Origin of the sequence: Paenibacillus sp. JNUCC32, assembly GCF_014863545.1 — a bacterium.
Lineage (GTDB): Bacteria > Bacillota > Bacilli > Paenibacillales > Paenibacillaceae > Paenibacillus_AQ > Paenibacillus_AQ lautus_A.
In genome coordinates this window covers 401,037-420,856 of record NZ_CP062260.1, presented here as the reverse complement: position 1 = coordinate 420,856, position 19,820 = coordinate 401,037, and the positions used below count along the sequence as shown (strand labels likewise).

The 19,820-nt window shown below is 51.5% G+C and carries 15 protein-coding genes; 8 read left to right on the top strand and 7 right to left on the bottom strand.

Annotation, left to right across the window (positions count from 1 at the left end; all coding sequences use genetic code 11):
* Positions 1-149: 149 nt before the first annotated feature.
* From JNUCC32_RS01925 to JNUCC32_RS01915, 3 genes are read right to left on the bottom strand one after another with little or no spacing between them, the layout of a single operon-like run.
* On the bottom strand, positions 150-806 hold the full coding sequence (locus JNUCC32_RS01925; RefSeq protein ID WP_192572575.1) for a formylglycine-generating enzyme family protein: 657 nt from the start codon (positions 804-806) through the stop codon (positions 150-152).
* Between the two features lie 60 nt (positions 807-866).
* Entirely contained in the window at positions 867-1,238 is a 372-nt protein-coding gene (locus tag JNUCC32_RS01920) for a DUF4180 domain-containing protein (protein ID WP_192570917.1), read from the bottom strand.
* On the bottom strand, positions 1,238-1,900 hold the full coding sequence (locus JNUCC32_RS01915; protein WP_192570916.1) for a TetR/AcrR family transcriptional regulator: 663 nt from the start codon (positions 1,898-1,900) through the stop codon (positions 1,238-1,240). Before JNUCC32_RS01915 ends, JNUCC32_RS01920 begins: the two co-directional genes overlap by 1 nt.
* 417 nt (positions 1,901-2,317) lie before the next feature.
* Here JNUCC32_RS01915 and JNUCC32_RS01910 point away from each other — a divergent pair, with 417 nt between their 5' ends.
* From JNUCC32_RS01910 to JNUCC32_RS01890, 5 genes are all read left to right on the top strand, one after another.
* Positions 2,318-6,796: an S-layer homology domain-containing protein gene (locus JNUCC32_RS01910; RefSeq protein WP_192570915.1), complete on the top strand. Its 4,479-nt coding sequence runs from the start codon at positions 2,318-2,320 to the stop codon at positions 6,794-6,796.
* A gap of 238 nt (positions 6,797-7,034) precedes the next feature.
* On the top strand, positions 7,035-7,742 hold the full coding sequence (locus JNUCC32_RS01905; protein ID WP_192570914.1) for a response regulator transcription factor: 708 nt from the start codon (positions 7,035-7,037) through the stop codon (positions 7,740-7,742).
* A gap of 7 nt (positions 7,743-7,749) precedes the next feature.
* Positions 7,750-9,189 (top strand): HAMP domain-containing sensor histidine kinase, encoded by a 1,440-nt coding sequence (locus JNUCC32_RS01900; RefSeq protein WP_192570913.1) that lies wholly within the window; start codon positions 7,750-7,752, stop codon positions 9,187-9,189.
* Positions 9,190-9,279: 90 nt separating this feature from the next.
* Positions 9,280-10,044: an ABC transporter ATP-binding protein gene (locus JNUCC32_RS01895; RefSeq protein ID WP_192570912.1), complete on the top strand. Its 765-nt coding sequence runs from the start codon at positions 9,280-9,282 to the stop codon at positions 10,042-10,044.
* Positions 10,045-10,050: 6 nt separating this feature from the next.
* Positions 10,051-12,423, top strand: coding sequence for an ABC transporter permease (locus JNUCC32_RS01890; RefSeq protein WP_192570911.1), 2,373 nt, complete (start codon positions 10,051-10,053; stop codon positions 12,421-12,423).
* A gap of 148 nt (positions 12,424-12,571) precedes the next feature.
* On the opposite strand, the gene JNUCC32_RS01885 is transcribed toward JNUCC32_RS01890, so the two are convergent.
* The 4 genes from JNUCC32_RS01885 to JNUCC32_RS01870 form a co-directional block, all read right to left on the bottom strand.
* On the bottom strand, positions 12,572-13,054 hold the full coding sequence (locus JNUCC32_RS01885) for a hypothetical protein (protein ID WP_009593297.1): 483 nt from the start codon (positions 13,052-13,054) through the stop codon (positions 12,572-12,574).
* Positions 13,051-13,848, bottom strand: coding sequence for a DUF3100 domain-containing protein (locus JNUCC32_RS01880; RefSeq protein ID WP_096776199.1), 798 nt, complete (start codon positions 13,846-13,848; stop codon positions 13,051-13,053). The genes JNUCC32_RS01885 and JNUCC32_RS01880 overlap by 4 nt, the downstream gene beginning before the upstream one ends.
* Positions 13,849-13,881: 33 nt before the next feature.
* Positions 13,882-15,144, bottom strand: a complete 1,263-nt coding sequence (locus tag JNUCC32_RS01875) for a M20 family metallopeptidase (protein ID WP_192570910.1) — start codon at positions 15,142-15,144, stop codon at positions 13,882-13,884.
* A 214-nt stretch (positions 15,145-15,358) separates the two neighbouring features.
* Complete coding sequence (locus JNUCC32_RS01870) at positions 15,359-15,958, bottom strand: short chain dehydrogenase (RefSeq protein WP_096776200.1); 600 nt, start codon at positions 15,956-15,958, stop codon at positions 15,359-15,361.
* A 266-nt stretch (positions 15,959-16,224) separates the two neighbouring features.
* On the opposite strand from JNUCC32_RS01870, the gene JNUCC32_RS01865 reads away from it, so the two are divergent.
* The 3 genes from JNUCC32_RS01865 to JNUCC32_RS01855 all read left to right on the top strand — a co-directional run bounded on the left by JNUCC32_RS01865 (position 16,225) and on the right by JNUCC32_RS01855 (position 19,705).
* Positions 16,225-17,178, top strand: a complete 954-nt coding sequence (locus JNUCC32_RS01865) for an ABC transporter permease (protein ID WP_096776201.1) — start codon at positions 16,225-16,227, stop codon at positions 17,176-17,178.
* Between the two features lie 12 nt (positions 17,179-17,190).
* On the top strand, positions 17,191-18,120 hold the full coding sequence (locus JNUCC32_RS01860; RefSeq protein ID WP_009593207.1) for a carbohydrate ABC transporter permease: 930 nt from the start codon (positions 17,191-17,193) through the stop codon (positions 18,118-18,120).
* An 88-nt stretch (positions 18,121-18,208) separates the two neighbouring features.
* Positions 18,209-19,705, top strand: coding sequence for an ABC transporter substrate-binding protein (locus tag JNUCC32_RS01855; RefSeq protein WP_015736878.1), 1,497 nt, complete (start codon positions 18,209-18,211; stop codon positions 19,703-19,705).
* Positions 19,706-19,820 lie beyond the last annotated feature (115 nt).

The following is a 19,820-nucleotide window of genomic DNA, read 5'->3' as shown; positions in this document are numbered from 1 at the left end:
ATGTGACATCGGAAAATGGGAGAACTATGAATGGGGAGCATCTAAGTTTCCATAGCCATCTTGGAAACAGCCGCGGCATTTCGATGTGTTTGATTGGAAATTAAGGAGGTGCTGCACAATCAAAAAAGCTGACCCTAACGGAATCAGCTTTATCTTTTTCTTGATATCGATCTCGCCAAACGAAACCCGAGATCCTCAATCCGAAACGTCGGGTGGCTGCGGCGGCGGCATGTCGCTCCGCAGCCTCTGGCTTCTTCGGCCCAGCTCCCTCCGCGGAATACTCTGTAGGAGCCGTATACGTTCGGATCGTAAAGATCCCAGCACCACTCCCATACGTTTCCGAGCATATCATAAAGCCCCCATGCATTCGGCCGCTTTTTGCCCACCTCATGCAGGACGCCTCCGGAATTCCCTCCATACCAAGCGATGTCGTCAAGCTCTCCGTAACGGTAGCCGAGACTCCCGGCTTTGCAAGCGTATTGCCATTCCGCTTCCGTGGGAAGGCGGTATCCGTCCGCCTCCTTGTCACAAACGACGGATTCACCGTCATCCGTTACCGAATAACATTCGTTCAGGCCTTCGCGCCGAGATAACATATTACAAAAGAGAATCGCTTCATGCCATGATATATTCACGGCTGGGGACTCCATCAAATCATCGCATCCGGATGTCTTTGGCATGATTGAGAAATACAACGCCTTCGTTACAGGGACCGATGCAAGCTGAAATGCAGGCACTTCCACCGTCCACGAGGACTTTATACGGTCGTCCCTTAATTGAACTACGCCTGCTGGAATGTTCACCATCGAAACCCCTTTTGGATCAAACCCAGATACCGGCAACGATCTTCCTCCCGTATTCGCTACTTAGTTATTCCATTTGCTTAAACGTTCGATCCCCTGCTGTTCACTGGGCAAGAAAAAGAAATCATGGCCCTTATTGCATTCGTAAATAAAATCTTGAAGGCTTTGGCTTGGATAAACCGAAAAGTCTCCAATGATCGCAATTTTCACCTGATAATTGATAAACTTCTGGAGAATGTCGCCTGCAAGCCGCGTCTTCAAATCGAAGAAAGACTCGCTTATCAACGATTGATCCATCACAATGCGGCGGCTGTCCGTTTCATATTGCACGGTTGCCATGAGATCCAGGGCCGACTGGACATCCTTAATCAATACCTCGCTGCCGCTAACGACAGCAATCGTTCCTCCATCGGTTTCAACCTTCGCGATATTCATCAAACTCCTCCTCTTTTGATAAGTCTTCTTACATAATCCTCACATATGTACCGGTTATCCTCGTCCTTGTCGGGCGGAACCTTCGCTACTCTAAAGAAGCTCAGGCCAATAACCATCGCCATCAGGCCATAGGCGGCACTGTTGGAATCTTCAACCGACATCTGCCCCGTCCGGTTGCCGTATTCCATAATCTTGGAGATGCCTTGGAGATCGCGCTCGTAGCTCTTGGATGCAACTTCCTGCAAATGACGGTCCAGCATGGCTTTTGAAAAAAACTGCACAAAGAGCTTGCCTTGATCCTCATAGGGGATAAACATCTTATCGACTCCGTCAAGCTGCGAAACATTCAGCTTCTGATCCGTGTCCTCGCTGTACGGAGGAAGCATATGCTGCAGGACAACCTCCATCATTTCCTCCGCTGACATGGCAGGCTCAATGCCTGATTCGATCTTTAGCCCATAGTAGGCCAGGAACGACTTGAAGGTTTCGGTCATCAAATGATCCTTATTCTTGAAATAATAAGTGACCACTCCCTTGGAGCAGTTCGCATACTCGGCAACCTTATCCAGCGTCATCCCTTCAATTCCATGCAAGCTGATGCAGGTTAACGTGGCGTTAATGACGTCTGCCCTGCGCTTTTGTTCCATTCCCAATTTGGGCATCGCTTCTCACCTGACATCTTGATTTTATTTATACTGAACAGTCGGAATAAAAAAAGTGTACACAATGTTGATTCACGCTGTCAATGAACATTTATTTGGCTGGCAGCTGGCTGCATGGGGCAAAACCTGAGCTTCTCCTACGATCTCTCGCCAGCTGCTGTATCAATCAAAGCAATAAGATTCTGGTTGAAGGATATTACGCACGAGGCGGACACACCCCCATCTTTTTAGAGAGGACCATCTGTAGAGAACCTGTATAGCTATTGTAGAGAATTTGTAGAGCATGCTTTGTTATTCTGATATCCGCTTGTCAAAATATGTCCTTCCATGTCAAGAAGGCAGCCTTGGTGCAGGTTCGCTTGAGAAGAAGGTACAGGACATCAACAAAATACAAACAGAAGGAGGATGATCATTTTCATGAAAAAATCCGGAAAATTCGGATCCTTGTTTATGGTGATCTGTATGCTCGTTGCCACGTTTCAGCCTTTGACGGCACCGGCCTCTGCGGCGGCGGCACCCGAGGACAAATGGGTCACCTATAAACTTGATAATTTCAGCAATTCCAAGCAAGTCGATTTATTCTCGCTGAACGGCCAAGCCAAAGTGATGCAAGACAGTAAAGGACGCGATATCCTGCGTCTGACCGAGGCACAAGGAAACCAGTTCGGTACGGCTTTTAACAAAAAGCTGATCGCCGCGGGCAACAATTATTCCTTCAGCACTTTTTTCAAATTCCGCTTGAACGGAGACAATCGTACCAACTCTCCTGCCGACGGCATTACCTTCACCATTCAGGCTCAATCCAACAGTGCGGGCGAAGTCGGTGTGGGCATTGGTTACGGCGGGATCAAACCCAGCTTTGCGGTGAAGTATGATACATACCAAAACGCGAGCCCGGTCAATGATCCATCCGCTAACTACATCGGTCTTGCAAAAAACGGTAGTGTGAACAATACCAATCCGGATTGGTATACAACGAACCTCAATGGCATTACGCTGTCTGGAGGAGAAGATCTATACTCCTGGATCGACTACGATGGACAGACCAAGGTCGTTAAGGTTTACCTCAGCAAAGATGCTACGCGTCCGACAACTCCCGTTCTGGAAACAGGCAACATCGACCTGGACGAAATCTTTGATGGATATCCCGGCGTTTATGCGGGATTCACCTCCGCCACCGGCGGCTCGATGGAAACCCACGATATTCTCGGATGGTATTTCACGAACGAATTCGAACCGATCGATACGAAAAATCCAGACTATGCCTACAAACAAGCGCCAACTCAAGTTAAGCTCCAAGCCATTCCTACGGGTCAACCTGGGCAGTATCAGCTAGTGGGAACAGCGGTCGATTATAACGGCGACCCTGTAGAGGGGGCACCGTTAACTTTCTCTTCGGAAAAAGGGGCTCCCCTTGTTGCCGATCATACAGCCAACCATCAAGGGCAGGCAACAACCATTTTAGACTTCGGTAACGAAACACCATCGGGTACGGTCACAGTAGTCACGGTCGGGGGAGCCTACGCTACCGTACAGATTCCGGACGCCCCTTCCCTCAATCGGGGAACTACCCCGGATCAAGCCAACACGCTGACATGGAATACGGTGACGGGCGCGACCTACTACAATCTGTATAAAGACGGCGTTCTCCTCGACTCAAACATTACGACGCCGAGCTACCTCGTCAGCGGTGTCACGCCGGATCAGCCCGGTCAATTTACGGTGACGGCCGTCATCGTTACTGACGAAGGGATAACCGAATCGATCCCGTCCAATTCCGTACAACTCCCCGTGGATTTGGGGCTTACGCTGGACAAGGACGTTTACGATTTAAAGGCGGGTACGACGCATCAAACCGTGGTTTCTTCGGTATATTCCGACGGAACGAAGCACGATGTTACCCTGGATCCGGGGACCATCATTACGGTTAATGACCCTAAGGTAGCCATCATTGACGAGAACGGTCTCTTGACGGCAGTCGGGGCGGGCTCCACCGTAATCGATGCCGTATATAACGGCAAAACCGTGCAGTCCGTCATTAAAGTAAGCATCGATGCTCCGGCATTAAGGGCCGAACACGTGCATGCAACTGGGGCCGAGTTATTGTGGAACGCCGTCCCTGGCGCTCAAACGTACAATATCTATGATGCCAACGGACAGCTGATCGCCGACGGAGTGACAGGCACTAGCTATGTGTTGTCCGGCCTGAAGCCGGAAACGAAGCAAAGCTATGTCGTCAAAGCCGTCAGCAACGGCATTGAATCCCCTGCTTCGCCGCCCGTGGAAGTAACCACGCCGGCCTCCGGCCTGCGCGATCTGTTGATCGATCCGGCAAGCGTCACGCTGCAAACCGGTGATCAGCACACGCCTAAGGTAACGGCGGTTTCCTTGGATGAAAGCATTCAGGATGTAACAGGCAAAGCCACATATACATCTTCCGATGACAAGGTGGCCACGGTCGATGCCAATGGCGTCATTACCGCCGTAGCACCAGGAACGGCCATCATCACGGCTACGCATGACGGAAAATCCGTCACGCAAACCGTCCATGTGCATGATCAGGCATTATCTTACAACCTGGATGTAACGGTGACCCCTGAAGGCGTATTGGCTGACGGGAAGTCTCCGGTCACGGTTACCGCTAAGGCAACCGATTCCAAGGGCAACCCGGTTCCTGGAGTCCCCGTGGTCATCACATATGATTCCGGAAAAACCAAGACGGTGACCACCAATGAAGAAGGGATTGCCGTATGGACATACGAACCTGCGGTTTTAACGGACACGACGCCGTTATACGACATCGTGGTCGCAGAAATACAAGATCCTGCCACAGGCACAACCGTTCAAGCAAGCAAGGGCGTACATTACTTCCCTGCCGCCATTGACGGCATCGTTGTGGATCAAATCACCGGCAAACCGGTAGCAGGCGCAAAAATTACCGTGGAATCCGATTTCAACAACGACGGAATACCTGATTTCTCGGCTGAGGTTACGACCGGCGAGGACGGCTCGTACCAGATTCCGGTTCCGCGCGGAAACTATACCTACGAGCTGAATATCGAAACTCCGGTTCAAATCGGAGGGCGTGACGTCACGCTGACGCAAACCAAAGAGGTTACGATCGGCACTGTACAACCTGGCCAAACGATCAAACCTTCGAACCTGCTGAGAGGTCAATTATTCGTTGCTTCCGCCAGCGGAGCATCCACCCCTGATACCATCGGGGATGTCCTCGGCAGCGGAAAAGCCGTTGCACTGCTTCAAGGCTTGAACGGCAGCAGCTTTAAGCAGCCGCTCAACGTCGCCAATGACGGAACGTTCTCGCTGGATCAAGTCCCGCCGGGGAAATACCAAATATCCTACCAGCTTGAACTGGCGGACGGTACGGTATTGGCAGGTCCCGCTTCCATCTTGGACGTGGATATGACCCAAGACGGACAGACCGCGATCGTATATTCCCTGATAGATCCTTACGGCATCATCACGGATGCATCGACTGGAAAAGTGATTAGCGGCGCAGACGTTCAATTGTATTGGGCTGACACTGAGCTGAACCGTCAGAAAGGACGGGTGCCGAATACACTCGTATCCTTGCCTGCACTGGCTGGGTTTGCGCCTAACCAAAATGCCAATCCGCAAATTTCCGACGCGGCTGGCGAATATGCATGGATGGTACATCCGGAAGGCGATTATTACATCGTCGCGAAACGAAGCGGCTATTACACTTATGACACTCGGGTTTCCAAACCGAATGCCCCGGCCGTTAACGGTTCCGACAGTTATATCAAAGACGGGATCATCCATGTGGGACAGAGCATTATCGCATTTGACTTTGCTATGCAGCCAGTGCCGTCATCAGGTAATGGCGGGGATTCTTCTGGGTCTTCTTCCCCATCACCTCAGCCGCAGGGCGATGTGACATTGAACCTGTCCACGGACAAGAAGCAAGTCCAAGAAGGCACGCAGTCGACCATTACCGTCGATTACGCTAACCGTACCAACGCGGCATTACGTGATGCATCGGTTCAAGTCACCCTTCCTGAAGGCGCCGAAGTCGTGAATGCTCACGGCGGAAAGGTTGATGGCAGAACCGTAACCTGGAATGTGGCTCATCTCCCTGCCGGAAGCACCGGCAGCTTCAAACTGGACATCAAGTGGGGATTGATTGCAGCCAAAGAGATTCAATATGAAATCATCGGACAGCTTACGGCAGGTAGCAGCAAAAAATCCAATAGCGTCCATGTTCAAGTATTCTCTGACCGGTTCGGCGATCTCCAGCATCAGCGTTATATTCTCGGGTTCCCTAACGGTAAATTCCAACCGTCCAATACCTTGACCCGGGCCGAGCTCGCTGCAATCGTTGCTCGTCTTTCGGAGAAAACCACAGGCAACGCGAACTCAAGCTTTAACGATATTCGAAAAGGACATTGGGCGACTGATTACATTCGAATCGCGGTATCCCAAGGATACTTCAACGGTTACGCAGACCATACGTTCCGTCCGGATGCACCAGTCACTCGCGGAGAACTGGCTGCGGTGCTGGCCCGTTTCCTGGACTTGGACACATCGGCTTCCGTAAATCGCCATTTTACGGACATCGAAGGAAGCTGGGCTGCCGAATCCATTGAGGCATTATATCGCAACAATTTGCTGTCCGGTTATCCTGGAAACACGTTCCGGCCTAACAACCGCATAACGCGTGTCGAAGCCGTCACGTTGATCAACAAAGCGTTATACCGTGGACCTTTGACGGGATTGGAGCCGCTCTTCCCTGATGTAGCAGAAACCCACTGGGGCTTCGGCGATGTTCAGGAAGCAACGGTTTCTCACCAGTCCACTCGTAATTCAGACGGCGTTGAGGTTTGGGTTTCCACGCTTAAGGATAACGTGAAGTAATACTCTCCCTCATAGGGAGGATGCTGTCGATCATCGAAGCATCCAACCGCTCACCCCCGGTCTTATTCCAGACCGGGGGTTTTCCTTGTTCCAGATACATGTAGGCATGCATTCAGCCAACTTAAAAATAGCGACAGGGTTATCCAGGGGGATTTTCCTTATCTTCCCTATGCTTAAATCCGACCCGTGCTATAATGGATTCACTATTTAAAGCATATGGAACAGGGGCGACTTTTTCATGCAATCTCCTAAAACGGTACTGATTATTGAAGATGAGCGGGATATCTCGCGCATTGTGAACGATTATTTGCGTGTCCTGGGATTCAGCACGTTCATCACGGAGAATGCGAGGGACGGATTGCAGGGAGTCCGTAACCGGCAGCCGGATTTTATCATTCTTGATTTGACGCTGCCAGACGCTGACGGAATTGAAGTATGCCGTGAGCTTCGTACATTGACTTCTGCGCCCATACTTATTTTAAGCGCTCGCAGCAGCGACACGGACAAAGTGCTTGCCTTGGGTTTCGGCGCCGATGATTATATGACCAAGCCCTTCTCGCTCAGTGAGCTGGTCGCCCGGGTTCAGGCGCATTTGCGCAGAATGGCCGACCCGAAACTCCAGGCAACAACACAGCTGCTGTTGCGATACGGCACGTTATCGATTGATAAAGGCGCCCGCAAGGTCATGGCCGGACAGCGGGAAATTGCTTTATCCGCGAAGGAATTCGACCTGCTCTATTTTCTCGCATCCAACCCGAACCAAGTGTTTACCAAAACGCAGCTGCTGGATCAGGTGTGGGGGTACTCCGCCTATGTCGAGGATAATACGATCACGGTCTACGTTCGGCGGCTCCGCGAGAAGCTGGAACGCAGCGGAATCAAATCCGCTTATATCACGACGGTTTGGGGCGTCGGTTATAAATTCGACCCCGATGAAACGGAGTAGCATTTTTATGCACTGGAAACCATGGTATGCAAGAAGGCTCTGGACGGCTTGCCTGTCTCTTCTTGTAATTTTGCTGTCCGTCATTTGGCTCGCTTGGCCCTCGAACCAGCCTGCTTCGTCCTCTATCGTCAACCACATTCGCTTGCAGACCAATACGATCGTCCATACGTTGGAGAACGAGTTTGCCGAACTGCTCCCTCCCGATGCTCCGATTCGCGAGAAATTAACCGGCTGGAGTCAAGAAACACGGATCGGCCTTAAGGTCGTGCTCCCTGACGGAACGATGATATATGACAGCGATGATTCATCGGTACGCCGTATTCATCCTCGCTTTGAACTGGACTATACGCTGCGTATGTCCGACGGCGACCCGCCCGACTACCACCTGGCATTTCCGCTGCTGGATGCCGGAACCAACGCCTTCGCAGGCTATGCGCAGTTTACGGTCCCTGCATCTGCAGCGACCGCGGCCATCCCTTCTTCCGGCTTGCTTCTCGTTGTGCCATGGACCTTGCTTTCCTTGGCACTCCTGACGCTGCTTTATGTACTCTTCGCCACCGGACGCCGGGTGCAGCGGGATCTGGTTGAGCCTGTTGCCGGGCTCAAGCCCTATGCGGAAGCCATCCTGAAGGGCGATTACGAGCAGCGCGCCGAATGGACAAGCAATAACGAGGTCGGCGAACTCTATGCCGTATTTGATCTCATGCGTGAAGAAATTCGCAATTTACATATGCAGCAAGCCTCGCACAGCCAGTCGCACAAGGAACTCATTTCCAATCTGTCCCATGATTTAAAAACCCCGCTGGCGACCATCAAAGCCTACATCGATGCGATTCGTGAAGGCATCTGCCCCGATCTGCCGAGTGTGATGGCTTACCTGGAGGTGGTGCATGCCAATACAAGCAAGATGGCTGTGCTTGTAGACGATTTGCTGCTGCACGCGCTGCGTGATCTGGACCAAATTGCGGTGCGTCCGCTGGAACAGTACAGTTCTTCGACGATTGAACCTGTGTTGCGAACCATGGCGCACTACATACGTACGATGGGGGTGCGCTGCGTGGAGCCTTCTTCCATTCCGAACGTGCTTGTTATCATCGATGCTGTGCGTTTCGAGCAGGTCATCGCCAATCTCGTCACGAATGCCCTGAAGCATACCCAACCCGGGGATACGATTACGCTCGCCGTTGAGGAGTTGGCCGAATCATCCAGTTTGCGGATCATAATTTCCGATACGGGCAGCGGTATTTCCCCGCAGGACATGCCCTTTATTTTTGAACGGTATTACCAAGGCAGTGTCCCGGACCGCAAGAAACTGGCCGAGCGGCACGGGGTTGGACTCGGTTTGTCGATTTGCAAATATATTATGGAAGCGCATGGCGGCACGATCACGTTTCACAGCAAACAGCAGCAGGGAACGACCTTCTGCTTGACTCTGCCGCTAAGCTGACCCCTGTCATACTTTATTAATAATTTGATAAGGAATGCGCAAGAATCGTCCTCTATAATTTGGAAGCATGAGAAGAGAGGAGACCCTGTCATGCCTACAAACAAAACCATCATGCTGCAAGCTTCCAATTTATGCAAAACCTATACCACCGGCAAAGAGCAGTACCATGCCGTGCGCAATGTCGATCTGTCGATATATGCCGGCGACTTTACTGTAATCATGGGAGATTCCGGGTCCGGAAAGTCGACCTTGCTTTACTTGCTTAGCGGACTTGACGCCGTGACTGCCGGTGAAGTCCACCTTCAGGGACAGCGCCTCGATCAGCTTTCGGCTAAGGAGCTTGCGCGTTTTCGAGCAGATCAGATCGGTTTTATCTATCAAAACAGCAACCTCGTGCCGGATTTGACGCTGTTCGATAACGTCGCTCTTCCTGGTTATATCGCCAATCGGGACAAAGAAGCCGTAAAACACAGGGCCAACGACCTGATGACAAGCCTGCATCTCGAAAAACAAGGCACCCGGCTGCCTTCCCAGGTGTCCGGAGGCCAGCAGCAGCGGGCCGCCATCGCCAGGGCACTCATCAACAATCCGGATATGATTTTTGCCGATGAACCTACCGGCAGCCTCAACTACGAACAAGGTGTTACGGTGCTCGATATCCTGAGCCGGATGAATGCGGAGGGCCAATCGATTGTCATGGTCACGCACGATATGAAGGCGGCCTGCCGCGGCAATCGCCTGATCTACATTCGCGATGGCAAGATCGGCGGCACGCTGGATATGGGACCCTACGTCCCGGAGTTAGCTTCCGAGCGGGAAGCAATGATCTTTGCTTATGTCACCGGGAGGAGGTAGTCCAAGATGCGTGCCATATTGACGCTGTGCTGGGGGAACATTCGCAAACGAAAATTGCAAAACGCGCTGATCGCATTGCTCATTGCGCTATCTGCTCTATTAGTCGGCACCGCTTTCACGGTCTTGATGAATACGGAAAATGTATTCGAAGAGCGCCATACGGCTGCTCAAGGTGCCCATGAAATCATAAATATGACCCGCGGGCTGCATGATGAACGCATGGTTGCCGATTGGTGGTCAACCCAGGAGGGGGTGACCGCCTCCAGCCTTATTCCTTACAAGCCTTGGACCGGCTTGGTCTATAACGGGCAAGAACTGCCCAATCTTTATCTGTATATGATCGATACGCCTCCGATGCCGCATGGGGTCAATCATCCGCTCCCCGGCGCCGGACCGGCTCAACTGACCGTTCCGGAAGCCGGAACCGTCTGGGTGCCCACCTCGCTCGCCTACAAATACGACATGGAAGTCGGCGATGAATTGGTGTTCACCGCCGGGGCTGCCCCGGTACAATTCACGATCGGCGCTATCGTTATTGACCTGTCACATGGCGGCCCCTTCACCACCACTGCCCGCATCTGGATGAACGAAGCGGACTACCTTTCGACCATGGGCGGCTTGTCCACGCCGGAGCAGTACCTGGTGTCGCTTCGCTATGCGCATCCCGAACAAAGCGGGGAGTACTGGCAGCGCTTTGAGGAGGCGCTCGGATCGCCGTTTTTGGAAGAACGCGTTTCGTTTGCCGAGCTGTCCGCCTTTTACTTTATCATGAACAAAGTGATCGGCTTCGTCATGAGTTTCCTCGGATTGGTCATGATTGCTGTCGCCTTGCTTACGATCGGCTTTACGATCACGGACACGATCCTGGCCAATTACCGCACGATCGGCATTCTCAAATCCATCGGCATGACCTCCGAACGCATCATCGTCACCTATATGCTGCAGTACGGCTTGATTACCGTTATCGCCTTGATCCCTGCCCTGATCGGCAGTCGACTGCTGTCGGATATCATCATTAAGAATTCCTTATCCTTCCTCAAATCCGAGGCGGCGCCAGTGTCCGTGCAGGCGCTGGGGGTCGCAATCTGGACCGGCATCGGCATGCTGATCATCATCCTCTTGTGCGTTGTCCTCTATGCAGCCAAAACGCGCCATATCGAGCCGATTCAGGCGATCCGCTACGGCATGTCGGAGTCTTCGCATACCCATGCCCATGGACATGGAACCGGCACAAGGCTGCTGGACCGATGGTCCGTACCCGCCGTCATCGGATGGAAGCATGTGACCGGCAACAAAAAAGGGGCGGCGCTGGTCTTTCTGTTGATGAGCATTACCGCGGCGGTGCTCGTCTTTGGCACCCTGCTGGTAACGAGCGTCTATCGCATCAGCGAAACCTCGGCCCAGTGGGGCTACGACGATGCGGATATCGCCATCATGGTGATCAACGCTGACGGAATGGATCGTACAGAATTGCAATCTTATATCGAGAAGGATCCCCGGGTCCTCAGCCTGAACTGGTCCGGCTCGGCTATTGGAGTTGTTGCGCAAGCAGATGGCACTCAACCGACGTTCAGCCTCCCGCTGACCGTGGTGGAAGGCAGCATGGACGAGATGGGATTGGCCTCGCTGACAGGCCGGAACCCCGTGCTGCCTAACGAAATCACGATCGGAGTCAACATTGCACGCAAATTGAATAAAGATATTGGCGATGCCGTTACGATCTACATCGAAGGAAAACCGCATCAGCTGCTGATCACCGGCACGTTTCAGTCCATTTCCAACCTGTCGAATATCGCTCGGATCACATCGGACCTTGTCGGGCACATCAATCCGGACGCCGGGTTTGTTCAACTTCGGAACCAAGCGGATAGCGATGAGTTCGTGCGACAGCTGAATCAACGCTATGGTCCGGTGATCCAGGCCCTCAAGCAGGAAGTGCTCCTGGATTCCGTATTCAAGGAGGCCACGGCCGTGCTGCTCATTCCGATGAGTTTGCTGGCCCTTCTGTTCCTCACCGTCACTTGCCTGATCGTCTATAGTACTTGCCGCCTGCATATTCGCAAGGAAACGAAAACCTACGGCATTTACGCTTCGCTCGGCCTGACGGCATCAGACATCCGCCGCGCGTTGACAAGCGGCATTGCCGGAGTGGCTGCCCTCGGTACGCTGGTTGGCATGGTATGCGGAGTCTACGCGCTGCCAGCCGTACTGCGCGGCTTGCTGTCTGCCTACGGCATCGTCAAGGTGCCGCTGGTCATGGAGTGGCCGCTGGCGATTGTCCTGACGCTGATCGCTCTTGCCATTGCCGTCAGCGGCTGCTGGTTGGCTTCGCGAGCCCTTGACCGCACCTCCTTGCGAGTGCTGGTAACGGATTCTTGAGGAAAGTCAACGAGAACGGGGCTGCGGCAGACTAATGAGCCATTTACCAAACGAGGCGAAAGCTATCTGTTTCGCTGTTGAACGAGAAAAAGATGGCCTCCGTTTTTCGGAGGTCATCTTTTTTAGCTTCTTGGCTTTGTTCCATATTTTACTTACCGGACAAATAGAGGCCGAGCTCTGACAACAGCGCGCTTCCCACGTACGTGCCCGTGAACACGAACACCGCAACGATCGCCACGCGCCAGGAGGTTTTGCGAAGATCAACCAGCCTGTCGGCTACGGAAATGCCGGCGAACGCCAAAATCGGAGTGGTGATGGACAAAAAGTTGACGTTGGCAATGGCGTCCACAAACACATCCGAAATCAGGCAGCAGATCAGCGAAACGATCGATACCCAGCCGAGAACCGGGAATTCCTGCAGGAATTTCAGCGGAACCTTTTTCATCAGCGTCGAGATCAGAACGCCGATGAAGGAAAAAAGCCAAAGCACGGATAAGCCGGCTATCGTCCCTATCGTAATATGGCCTTCGCCGTTTTTGATGAACTTCATTTGCTCCGTAAATAAAATAAGACCGACGCTAAGCAGCAGGACGAGGGCATATTTTGCGTATTTATTCAAACCGGTGCTCATTTCTTTTCACCTCTGACCATTAATTTGTACATAAACCGCTGCAGCGGAACCGCGAGAAATACCATCGTATACGTTCCGAGAAAGCTGGTAAGCAGCTGGCTCGCAGCAGCGTATCCGTTAATGGTCTCCGTCATCTCAGGAGAATGGGCGATTAACGCGGAAGAAGAGCCTGTCATCATGCTGGCGGAACCGACCCCGGAGGACATCGCCAGCGCTTCGATCGAGAAGCCGGCGGCAACCATGACCGGCGCCAGAATGCTGAAGAACAGCGTGCCGAATAGGGTACCGATAATATAGAGGGACAGTACCCCGCGGCCTTCGTCGGAGTCGAGCGTATACTTCTCGGAGATGTAAGCGAGTTCCCCTTCCCTTCCAAGTCCAAGCGTAGCGCCGATGGCTTCCCTTCTCAGGCCGAGCAGGATGGCGATGGGAAGTCCGAGCAGAATCGTCCCCAGGTTGCCGATTTCCTGTATGATGAATACCCAGCCTACTTTTAAGATTTCTTCTAATCTAGGAGCAACGTCGGCGCCGTATCTCGCCATGAGCGGCAGCATAATAAAGATCAGATACTTGCTGGAGAAACCGACGTTTTCCTTACTGTAAATTTTCTTCATCAAGCCTTTCCGGAATATCGACAAGCCGAGCACCATCGTGATCAAAATGGCGAATACGAGTGGAAGCAGGCTTATTTTCACGGAGCCGACCCGGATGGACTGAATGCCGATAAATTCGGCAACCGCTATAACAATGAGCACGAATGCAAGCAAATAGAGATACTGTAGTTTTAACTTCATGCCATGATGTCCTCTTTTCTGTTTTTCTGTTTCTTAATGGGAGCCAACGATCGAAGCAAGGAGCTGCTCGTATTCGGCGAATGTGCGGCGGTACAGCTTCGAACGGTCGATGCGTCCGCTCATGCGCTCCAGCACCTGCGTTATAAATCTCGGGAACACTTCATAAATAAATTCCGGATCGATATCCTTGAAATCGTCGCCGTGGATCGTTCCAGTAAAGCCGCTGTAGCCGATTTGAATGCAGGGCATCATGAAGGCTAAATCCCCAATGTCTCCTGCAGCGCTGATGGCGTTGTTGTTCCAAATACGCGAGATCTCCTCGTTATCCTGGAACGCCTCCAGCACGAACTCGGACAAATACCGGTCCTGAACGAACGGCAAATATCCCATCTGCGTCTTAATCTCGACCTCGCCTTGAAGGGCCAGCGCGCTGCCCCTGGCCGCATCGTCCATCTTGGAGGCCGCTTCCTTCATGTAGTCCACCGACTGGGTGCGCAGATCGCTGCCAACCGTAATCCGATTGGGAATGACGTTTGTCGACATGTCGGACTCCAGGACGATCGGGTTCATGCGGACCTTCTCGCTGTCCTTCATCTGCTGCCTGCTGAGGCCTAACGCCACATTGAACAGGGTCGACATGCTGTAGGCATTTTTGGCGGAGAAGGGATCGAAACCGGCGTGGGTTGCTTTTCCGGTAAACGTGTAATGCTTATATAAGAATCCGGCCAGGTCGCAGTTGATTTCGATCGTGCGCTCGGCAAACTCTCCTCCCATGGCGTGTACGCACAGCCCGATGTCGATATCGTCGAACACGCCGAGTTTCATCGCTTCGGGTTTTCCTCCGTAATAGGAGATCTTGCCGCTTCCGAGCAGCTCGTCCCTGTAAGCGAGATCCAAATACTCCTCGGCGGGAATAAAAATAAACGTTAGACTATAATCCAAAGCGTCGTACGCCTTGGACTCGAAATAATGCTTGTATAAAGCTAGGGCAATCGCCACCTGCGTATAATGACCGCAATTGTGTGCCGCACCCGTTGCCTCGTCCGATCGCCAATGGGTTGGAGCATATACCGCATCAAGCTCCGCGATAAACGCGATGTTCAGCGGCTTGCCGCCGCCAAGCGTTGTCCGAAGGCCGGTTGTGCTGAATGATTGCAGCTCGATATCCGGATTAACCTTTTTCAGAAAATCCACTACCGTTTGATTGGTTTTAAATTCCTTGTAGCCAAGCTCAGGGTTATCGAATATGGTCTGTCCTACACCTGCAATTTCTTCGTACTGTTCTTTAAAACTCATAGCTGCCTCCCTCTTGATGAAAATAATCCTAATGTTAGTTTAGTTTTCTTAATTGTGTCAATAAAAATCACGTTATATTATTTTCCTATAGAAGTGATTATATTTACATATAACGCTCTAGTTTTCCCTTTGTTTTATAGCTGCAGATGAACGAAATAAAAAAGAATCCGGATTAAGCCCGGATTCTTTTTTCTAGTTTTGTGCACTTTTCTCATTAATAAACTTCATAGTTTTGCCCGGTTTGAGCCCCTTCCACACTCTTTTTATACGCAAGCGCTACACGTGCGGCCGGCACGGCTTCAAAGCCCGGGAAAAACTCGCCGTATTTATCTAAGGACTCCACTAAAACATTAGGGCTTACGCTGTTTATGCGAATTCCCCTTGGCATTTCAATGGCTGCGGATTTAACGAAAGCCTTGACACCGCCGTTTGCCATGGCCGCCGATGCGCCCTGAGGAATGGGATCATCCATCATAATTCCGGTTGTTAAGGTAAAGCTTCCTCCGTCATTCATATAATCCAGTCCTAGAAGGACTAGATTAATTTGACCCTTAAGTTTGCTTTCAATGCCAATCTCATTTAGCTCCGGCGTCAATTCTGCAATAGGACCAAAATGCGCACCGCCTGTTGCGCTGATGACCGCATCCACTTTTCCGATTTTTTTATACATGTCTTTAATGCTGTTGACGGAAGTAATATCCACTTGGGCATCGAAGCCGTTTCGTCCAGCATGTACGATTTCGTGATTTTTTTCTAATTCTTTAGCGACTGCTCGTCCGATCGTGCCGCTTGCGCCAATGATTACTACCTTCATGTGCAGCCTCCTTATTCCTATGAGATTTCAATTATATTATACCCCTGGTTTTGCTTGAAGACATTGAAAGATCTCTTGGAGAACGGACTTGAAATATTATAATAAAAAACCATGTTCTGTAATTGTCCGTCCTAACAAGTCTTTCGAACCTAACGTTTGTTGACTATAGTATCAAGTTTGTTATCTGGAAGCAGCGTTTCCTCCTCTTATACAATAAAACCAACAAGTGAACGACAAGCGAGATTACACCGTAAGGAGTGACAGACATGAGCTCTCAAGCCGAACCCAAAAAACGAAAGCGCTTACGAATGCGCTGGCACAAGCAGGATACGGAATTGACCCTCTTGGCGCTGCCAACCACGATCTGGTACATCCTGTTTAGTTTCTTACCGATGTTCGGGATCATTATCGCCTTCAAAAATTTCAAGATTAGCGGCGGGTTCTTGAGCAACGTGTTCAACAGCCCTTGGATCGGGCTCAAAAACTTCGAATTTCTGTTCAAGTCGAATGACGCCTGGATCATTATTCGAAACACGATAGGATACAATATTGTGTTTATTGTGCTGGGGATCGTTCTGCCCGTCCTGTTCGCGATCATGATCGGCCTCCTCCACAGCCGCAAAGCCAGCAAAGTTTATCAGACGATGATGTTCCTCCCCTATTTCCTATCGTGGGTCGTCGTATCCGCCGTAGGCTGGGCGTTCCTGAGCTTCGATAAAGGGATCGTCAATCAAATGCTCGTCTCGATGGGCAGCGATCCCATTAACTGGTATATGGAGCCGAAGTATTGGCCGTTTTTTCTGATTCTCTTGAATGTCTGGAAGGGCCTGGGCTATGGCATGGTCATCTATCTGGCGACCATCACGAGCATAGACAGCACCTATTATGAAGCAGCCGTCATCGATGGCGCGTCCATTTGGCAGCAGACAAGATTCATTACGCTGCCCATGCTCAAGCTGGTGATCGTCATGATGTTCATACTGGCGGTAGGGCGCATATTTTACACCGATTTCGGTTTGTTCTTTCAGGTCACGCGAGACTCCAATTCGCTGTTCAACGTGGCGACAACGATCGATGTCATGGTGTATAAACAACTGAAAACGGCCACCGTGGGCATGGCATCCGCAGCCGCTTTCGTACAGTCTGTTCTGGGATGCGCTACGATTCTGGCCGCTAACTGGATCGTTCGCCGAATCGATCCCGATAGCGCGATGATGTAAGGAGGCAAGAAGATGACATCGAAATCTACTTATCAGACAGGCCTTGAGAAGTTTAACCGCACGAACAAAGCCGTCAATCTTTTGTTCAACCTGATCTTCATTCTGTTGGCGCTGCTCTGCGTCATACCTGTAATCGTTGTCCTGTCCATCTCCTTCTCCAGCGAGGAGTCCATCCGTGAGACCGGATATCATCTGCTGCCGGTTGCCATGTCGGCCGAGGCTTACGTCTACATCATCAAGCAGGGAACGATGATTCTGCGGGCCCTCGGCGTATCCGCCCTCGTGACCGTGGTCGGTACCGTGCTCGGGGTGCTGCTGACCGCCTCCATGGGTTACGTTCTCTCTCGCCCCAACTATAAGCTGCGGGGATTTCTGACCTGGGTGGTATTCATTCCGATGGTATTCAACGGCGGCTTGGTATCCAGCTACTTCATCAACACGAATTTGCTGGGACTGAAAGATAGCATCTGGGCGCTGATTCTCCCGCTCGCCGTTTCATCGTTCAACGTCATCATATGCAAAACCTTTTTCAAAAGCACGATTCCCGACGGGCTGATCGAATCAGCCGAAATCGACGGCGCGAGCCAGCTGCGAATCTTCTTCTCCATCATCATGCCGATCTCGCTGCCGGTCATCGCCACCATCGGACTGTTTCTCTGCTTTGCTTACTGGAACGACTGGTTCCAATCGATGCTGTATATCGACAACCAGAACCTGTATTCCCTGCAAGCGCTGCTCAACAGCCTAATGAGCAATGTGGACGCACTCGCGAAGAATGCAGCGAGTATGGGCGTAAGCTACGCCATGCTCGTCGCAACGATGCCGAAGGAATCCGCCCGCATGGCGGTCGCCATTCTCATCGTGCTGCCTGTAGCATTCGCCTACCCTTTCTTCCAGAAGTATTTTATTTCCGGATTGACGGTCGGCGCCGTGAAGGGCTAATGACGAAATAAACCAAGACAAGCTTGGTTTATGATAAATATCCGCTGTACACACTTAGGTAATTCAACTTCAAAAAGGGGGAAATGAAATGAAAAGAGCATTAAAGTTCATCTCTACGCTGTGCGTGCTGACGCTTATGTTGACTGCTTTGGCAGCCTGCGGCGGCTCGAAGCCTGCACCTGCGACAGACGGATCCCAAGCGACGCCGGACACATCCAATGACACCGAAACGGCAAGCAAGGATGTACCGACGTTGACCTGGTGGACCATCGGCGGCCAAGTGCCTAACAATTTCAGCAAAGCGGTGGATGCCATGAATGCCTACACGGCCGAGAAGATTGGCGTGAAGGTCGACATCAAGGTAGCCAGCTGGGGCGAATGGGACACCAAAATGAATACCATCGTGAATACCGGCGAGCCATTCGACATCATGTTCACGAACAGCGGTAAATACAGCAAGCAAGTGGCTATGGGCGCGTTTGCCGATATTACGGATCTGGTTCAGAGCGAAACGCCGGACTTATACAAATTGATTCCCGAGAAGGTATGGGAAGGCACAAAGATCGGCGGCAAATATTATTCCGTTCCGACTTACAAGGATTCCGCGCTGACGCAGTACTGGGTATTCGATGATAAGTACGTGCAAAAGTACAATATCGACATCAACAATATCAAAACATTGCAGGACCTGGATAAGCCGCTTCATGACATGAAGGCCGGCGAAGGCAAAAGCTTCTATCCGCTGCCAATGACGCAAGGCGAAGGCTTGAACGGCTTCTTTAACGACTATGACGATTTAACCCTGGGCTTCCCTCCGATCGGCGTCAAAGCGGACGACGCATCGCGCACGGTTGTCTCCGTGCTGGAACAGCCTGATGTTGTGGCTAATCTGAAGCTGCTGCATCAATGGTACCAGGATGGCATCATCAACCCGGATGCGCCGACGAAGACGGAGAACGACAAAGGCAGACCGTTCTTTGCGGCCCAGGCATTCCCGGGAGCCGAGATCAGCTGGCAGATCAATGACGCCATCGAGAAGTACGATATGGTTCAGCATTACGGGCCGATCTATACCACCAGTACGATTCAAGGCTCGCTGAACGCGATTTCGGCGAATTCCAAGTATAAGAAGGAAGCCTTGAAATACCTCGAGTTGGTGAATACGGATCCTAAACTTCGCAATATGCTGGCATTCGGCGAGTTGGGCGTGGATTACAACAACGTCGATGGCGAAAAAGTGATTGAGCGTACATCCGATACTTGGCCGCTTGCGGCTTACACGCAAGGCACGTTCTTTAATCTGGCGGTTACGAAAGGCGCTCCTGAAGATCAATGGGAGCAGGTTAAAAAGCTGAACGATGCAGCGACCTCCTCCACCGTCCTCGGCTTTGCGCTGGACATCACCGATCTTCAGACCGAAGTGGCCAACTGCCAGGCCGTGTGGGATAAATACAAATATGAAATCATTACAGGAGCATCCGATCCGGAGAAAGTGATACCGAAGGTCACCGCTGAATTAAAGTCGGCCGGCATGGATACGATCATGCAAGCCGCCCAAGAGCAGATCAATAATTACTTCAAGTAAATTCCTGCATCCCTTATTAGGACACTTTTAAGGGATGCTTTTTCCATCCTATCTATGAAGCTTGGCGTGAATCGTGTTACATTGAGATTAAGCTGCGCATATTTAAAGCGACCTG

Excerpts from the sequence above, each read along its gene's own strand:
- JNUCC32_RS01875 (WP_192570910.1), bottom strand. The coding sequence starts at position 15,144 with ATGAGTTTTAAAGAACAGTACGAAGAAATTGCAGGTGTAGGACAGACC.
- JNUCC32_RS01890 (WP_192570911.1), top strand. The coding sequence starts at position 10,051 with ATGCGTGCCATATTGACGCTGTGCTGGGGGAACATTCGCAAACGAAAA.
- JNUCC32_RS01910 (WP_192570915.1), top strand. The coding sequence starts at position 2,318 with ATGAAAAAATCCGGAAAATTCGGATCCTTGTTTATGGTGATCTGTATG.
- JNUCC32_RS01925 (WP_192572575.1), bottom strand. The coding sequence starts at position 806 with ATGGTGAACATTCCAGCAGGCGTAGTTCAATTAAGGGACGACCGTATA.
- JNUCC32_RS01915 (WP_192570916.1), bottom strand. The coding sequence starts at position 1,900 with ATGCCCAAATTGGGAATGGAACAAAAGCGCAGGGCAGACGTCATTAAC.
- JNUCC32_RS01855 (WP_015736878.1), top strand. The coding sequence starts at position 18,209 with ATGAAAAGAGCATTAAAGTTCATCTCTACGCTGTGCGTGCTGACGCTT.
- JNUCC32_RS01860 (WP_009593207.1), top strand. The coding sequence starts at position 17,191 with ATGACATCGAAATCTACTTATCAGACAGGCCTTGAGAAGTTTAACCGC.
- JNUCC32_RS01880 (WP_096776199.1), bottom strand. The coding sequence starts at position 13,848 with ATGAAGTTAAAACTACAGTATCTCTATTTGCTTGCATTCGTGCTCATT.
- JNUCC32_RS01895 (WP_192570912.1), top strand. The coding sequence starts at position 9,280 with ATGCCTACAAACAAAACCATCATGCTGCAAGCTTCCAATTTATGCAAA.
- JNUCC32_RS01900 (WP_192570913.1), top strand. The coding sequence starts at position 7,750 with ATGCACTGGAAACCATGGTATGCAAGAAGGCTCTGGACGGCTTGCCTG.
- JNUCC32_RS01870 (WP_096776200.1), bottom strand. The coding sequence starts at position 15,958 with ATGAAGGTAGTAATCATTGGCGCAAGCGGCACGATCGGACGAGCAGTC.
- JNUCC32_RS01905 (WP_192570914.1), top strand. The coding sequence starts at position 7,035 with ATGCAATCTCCTAAAACGGTACTGATTATTGAAGATGAGCGGGATATC.
- JNUCC32_RS01885 (WP_009593297.1), bottom strand. The coding sequence starts at position 13,054 with ATGAGCACCGGTTTGAATAAATACGCAAAATATGCCCTCGTCCTGCTG.
- JNUCC32_RS01865 (WP_096776201.1), top strand. The coding sequence starts at position 16,225 with ATGAGCTCTCAAGCCGAACCCAAAAAACGAAAGCGCTTACGAATGCGC.
- JNUCC32_RS01920 (WP_192570917.1), bottom strand. The coding sequence starts at position 1,238 with ATGAATATCGCGAAGGTTGAAACCGATGGAGGAACGATTGCTGTCGTT.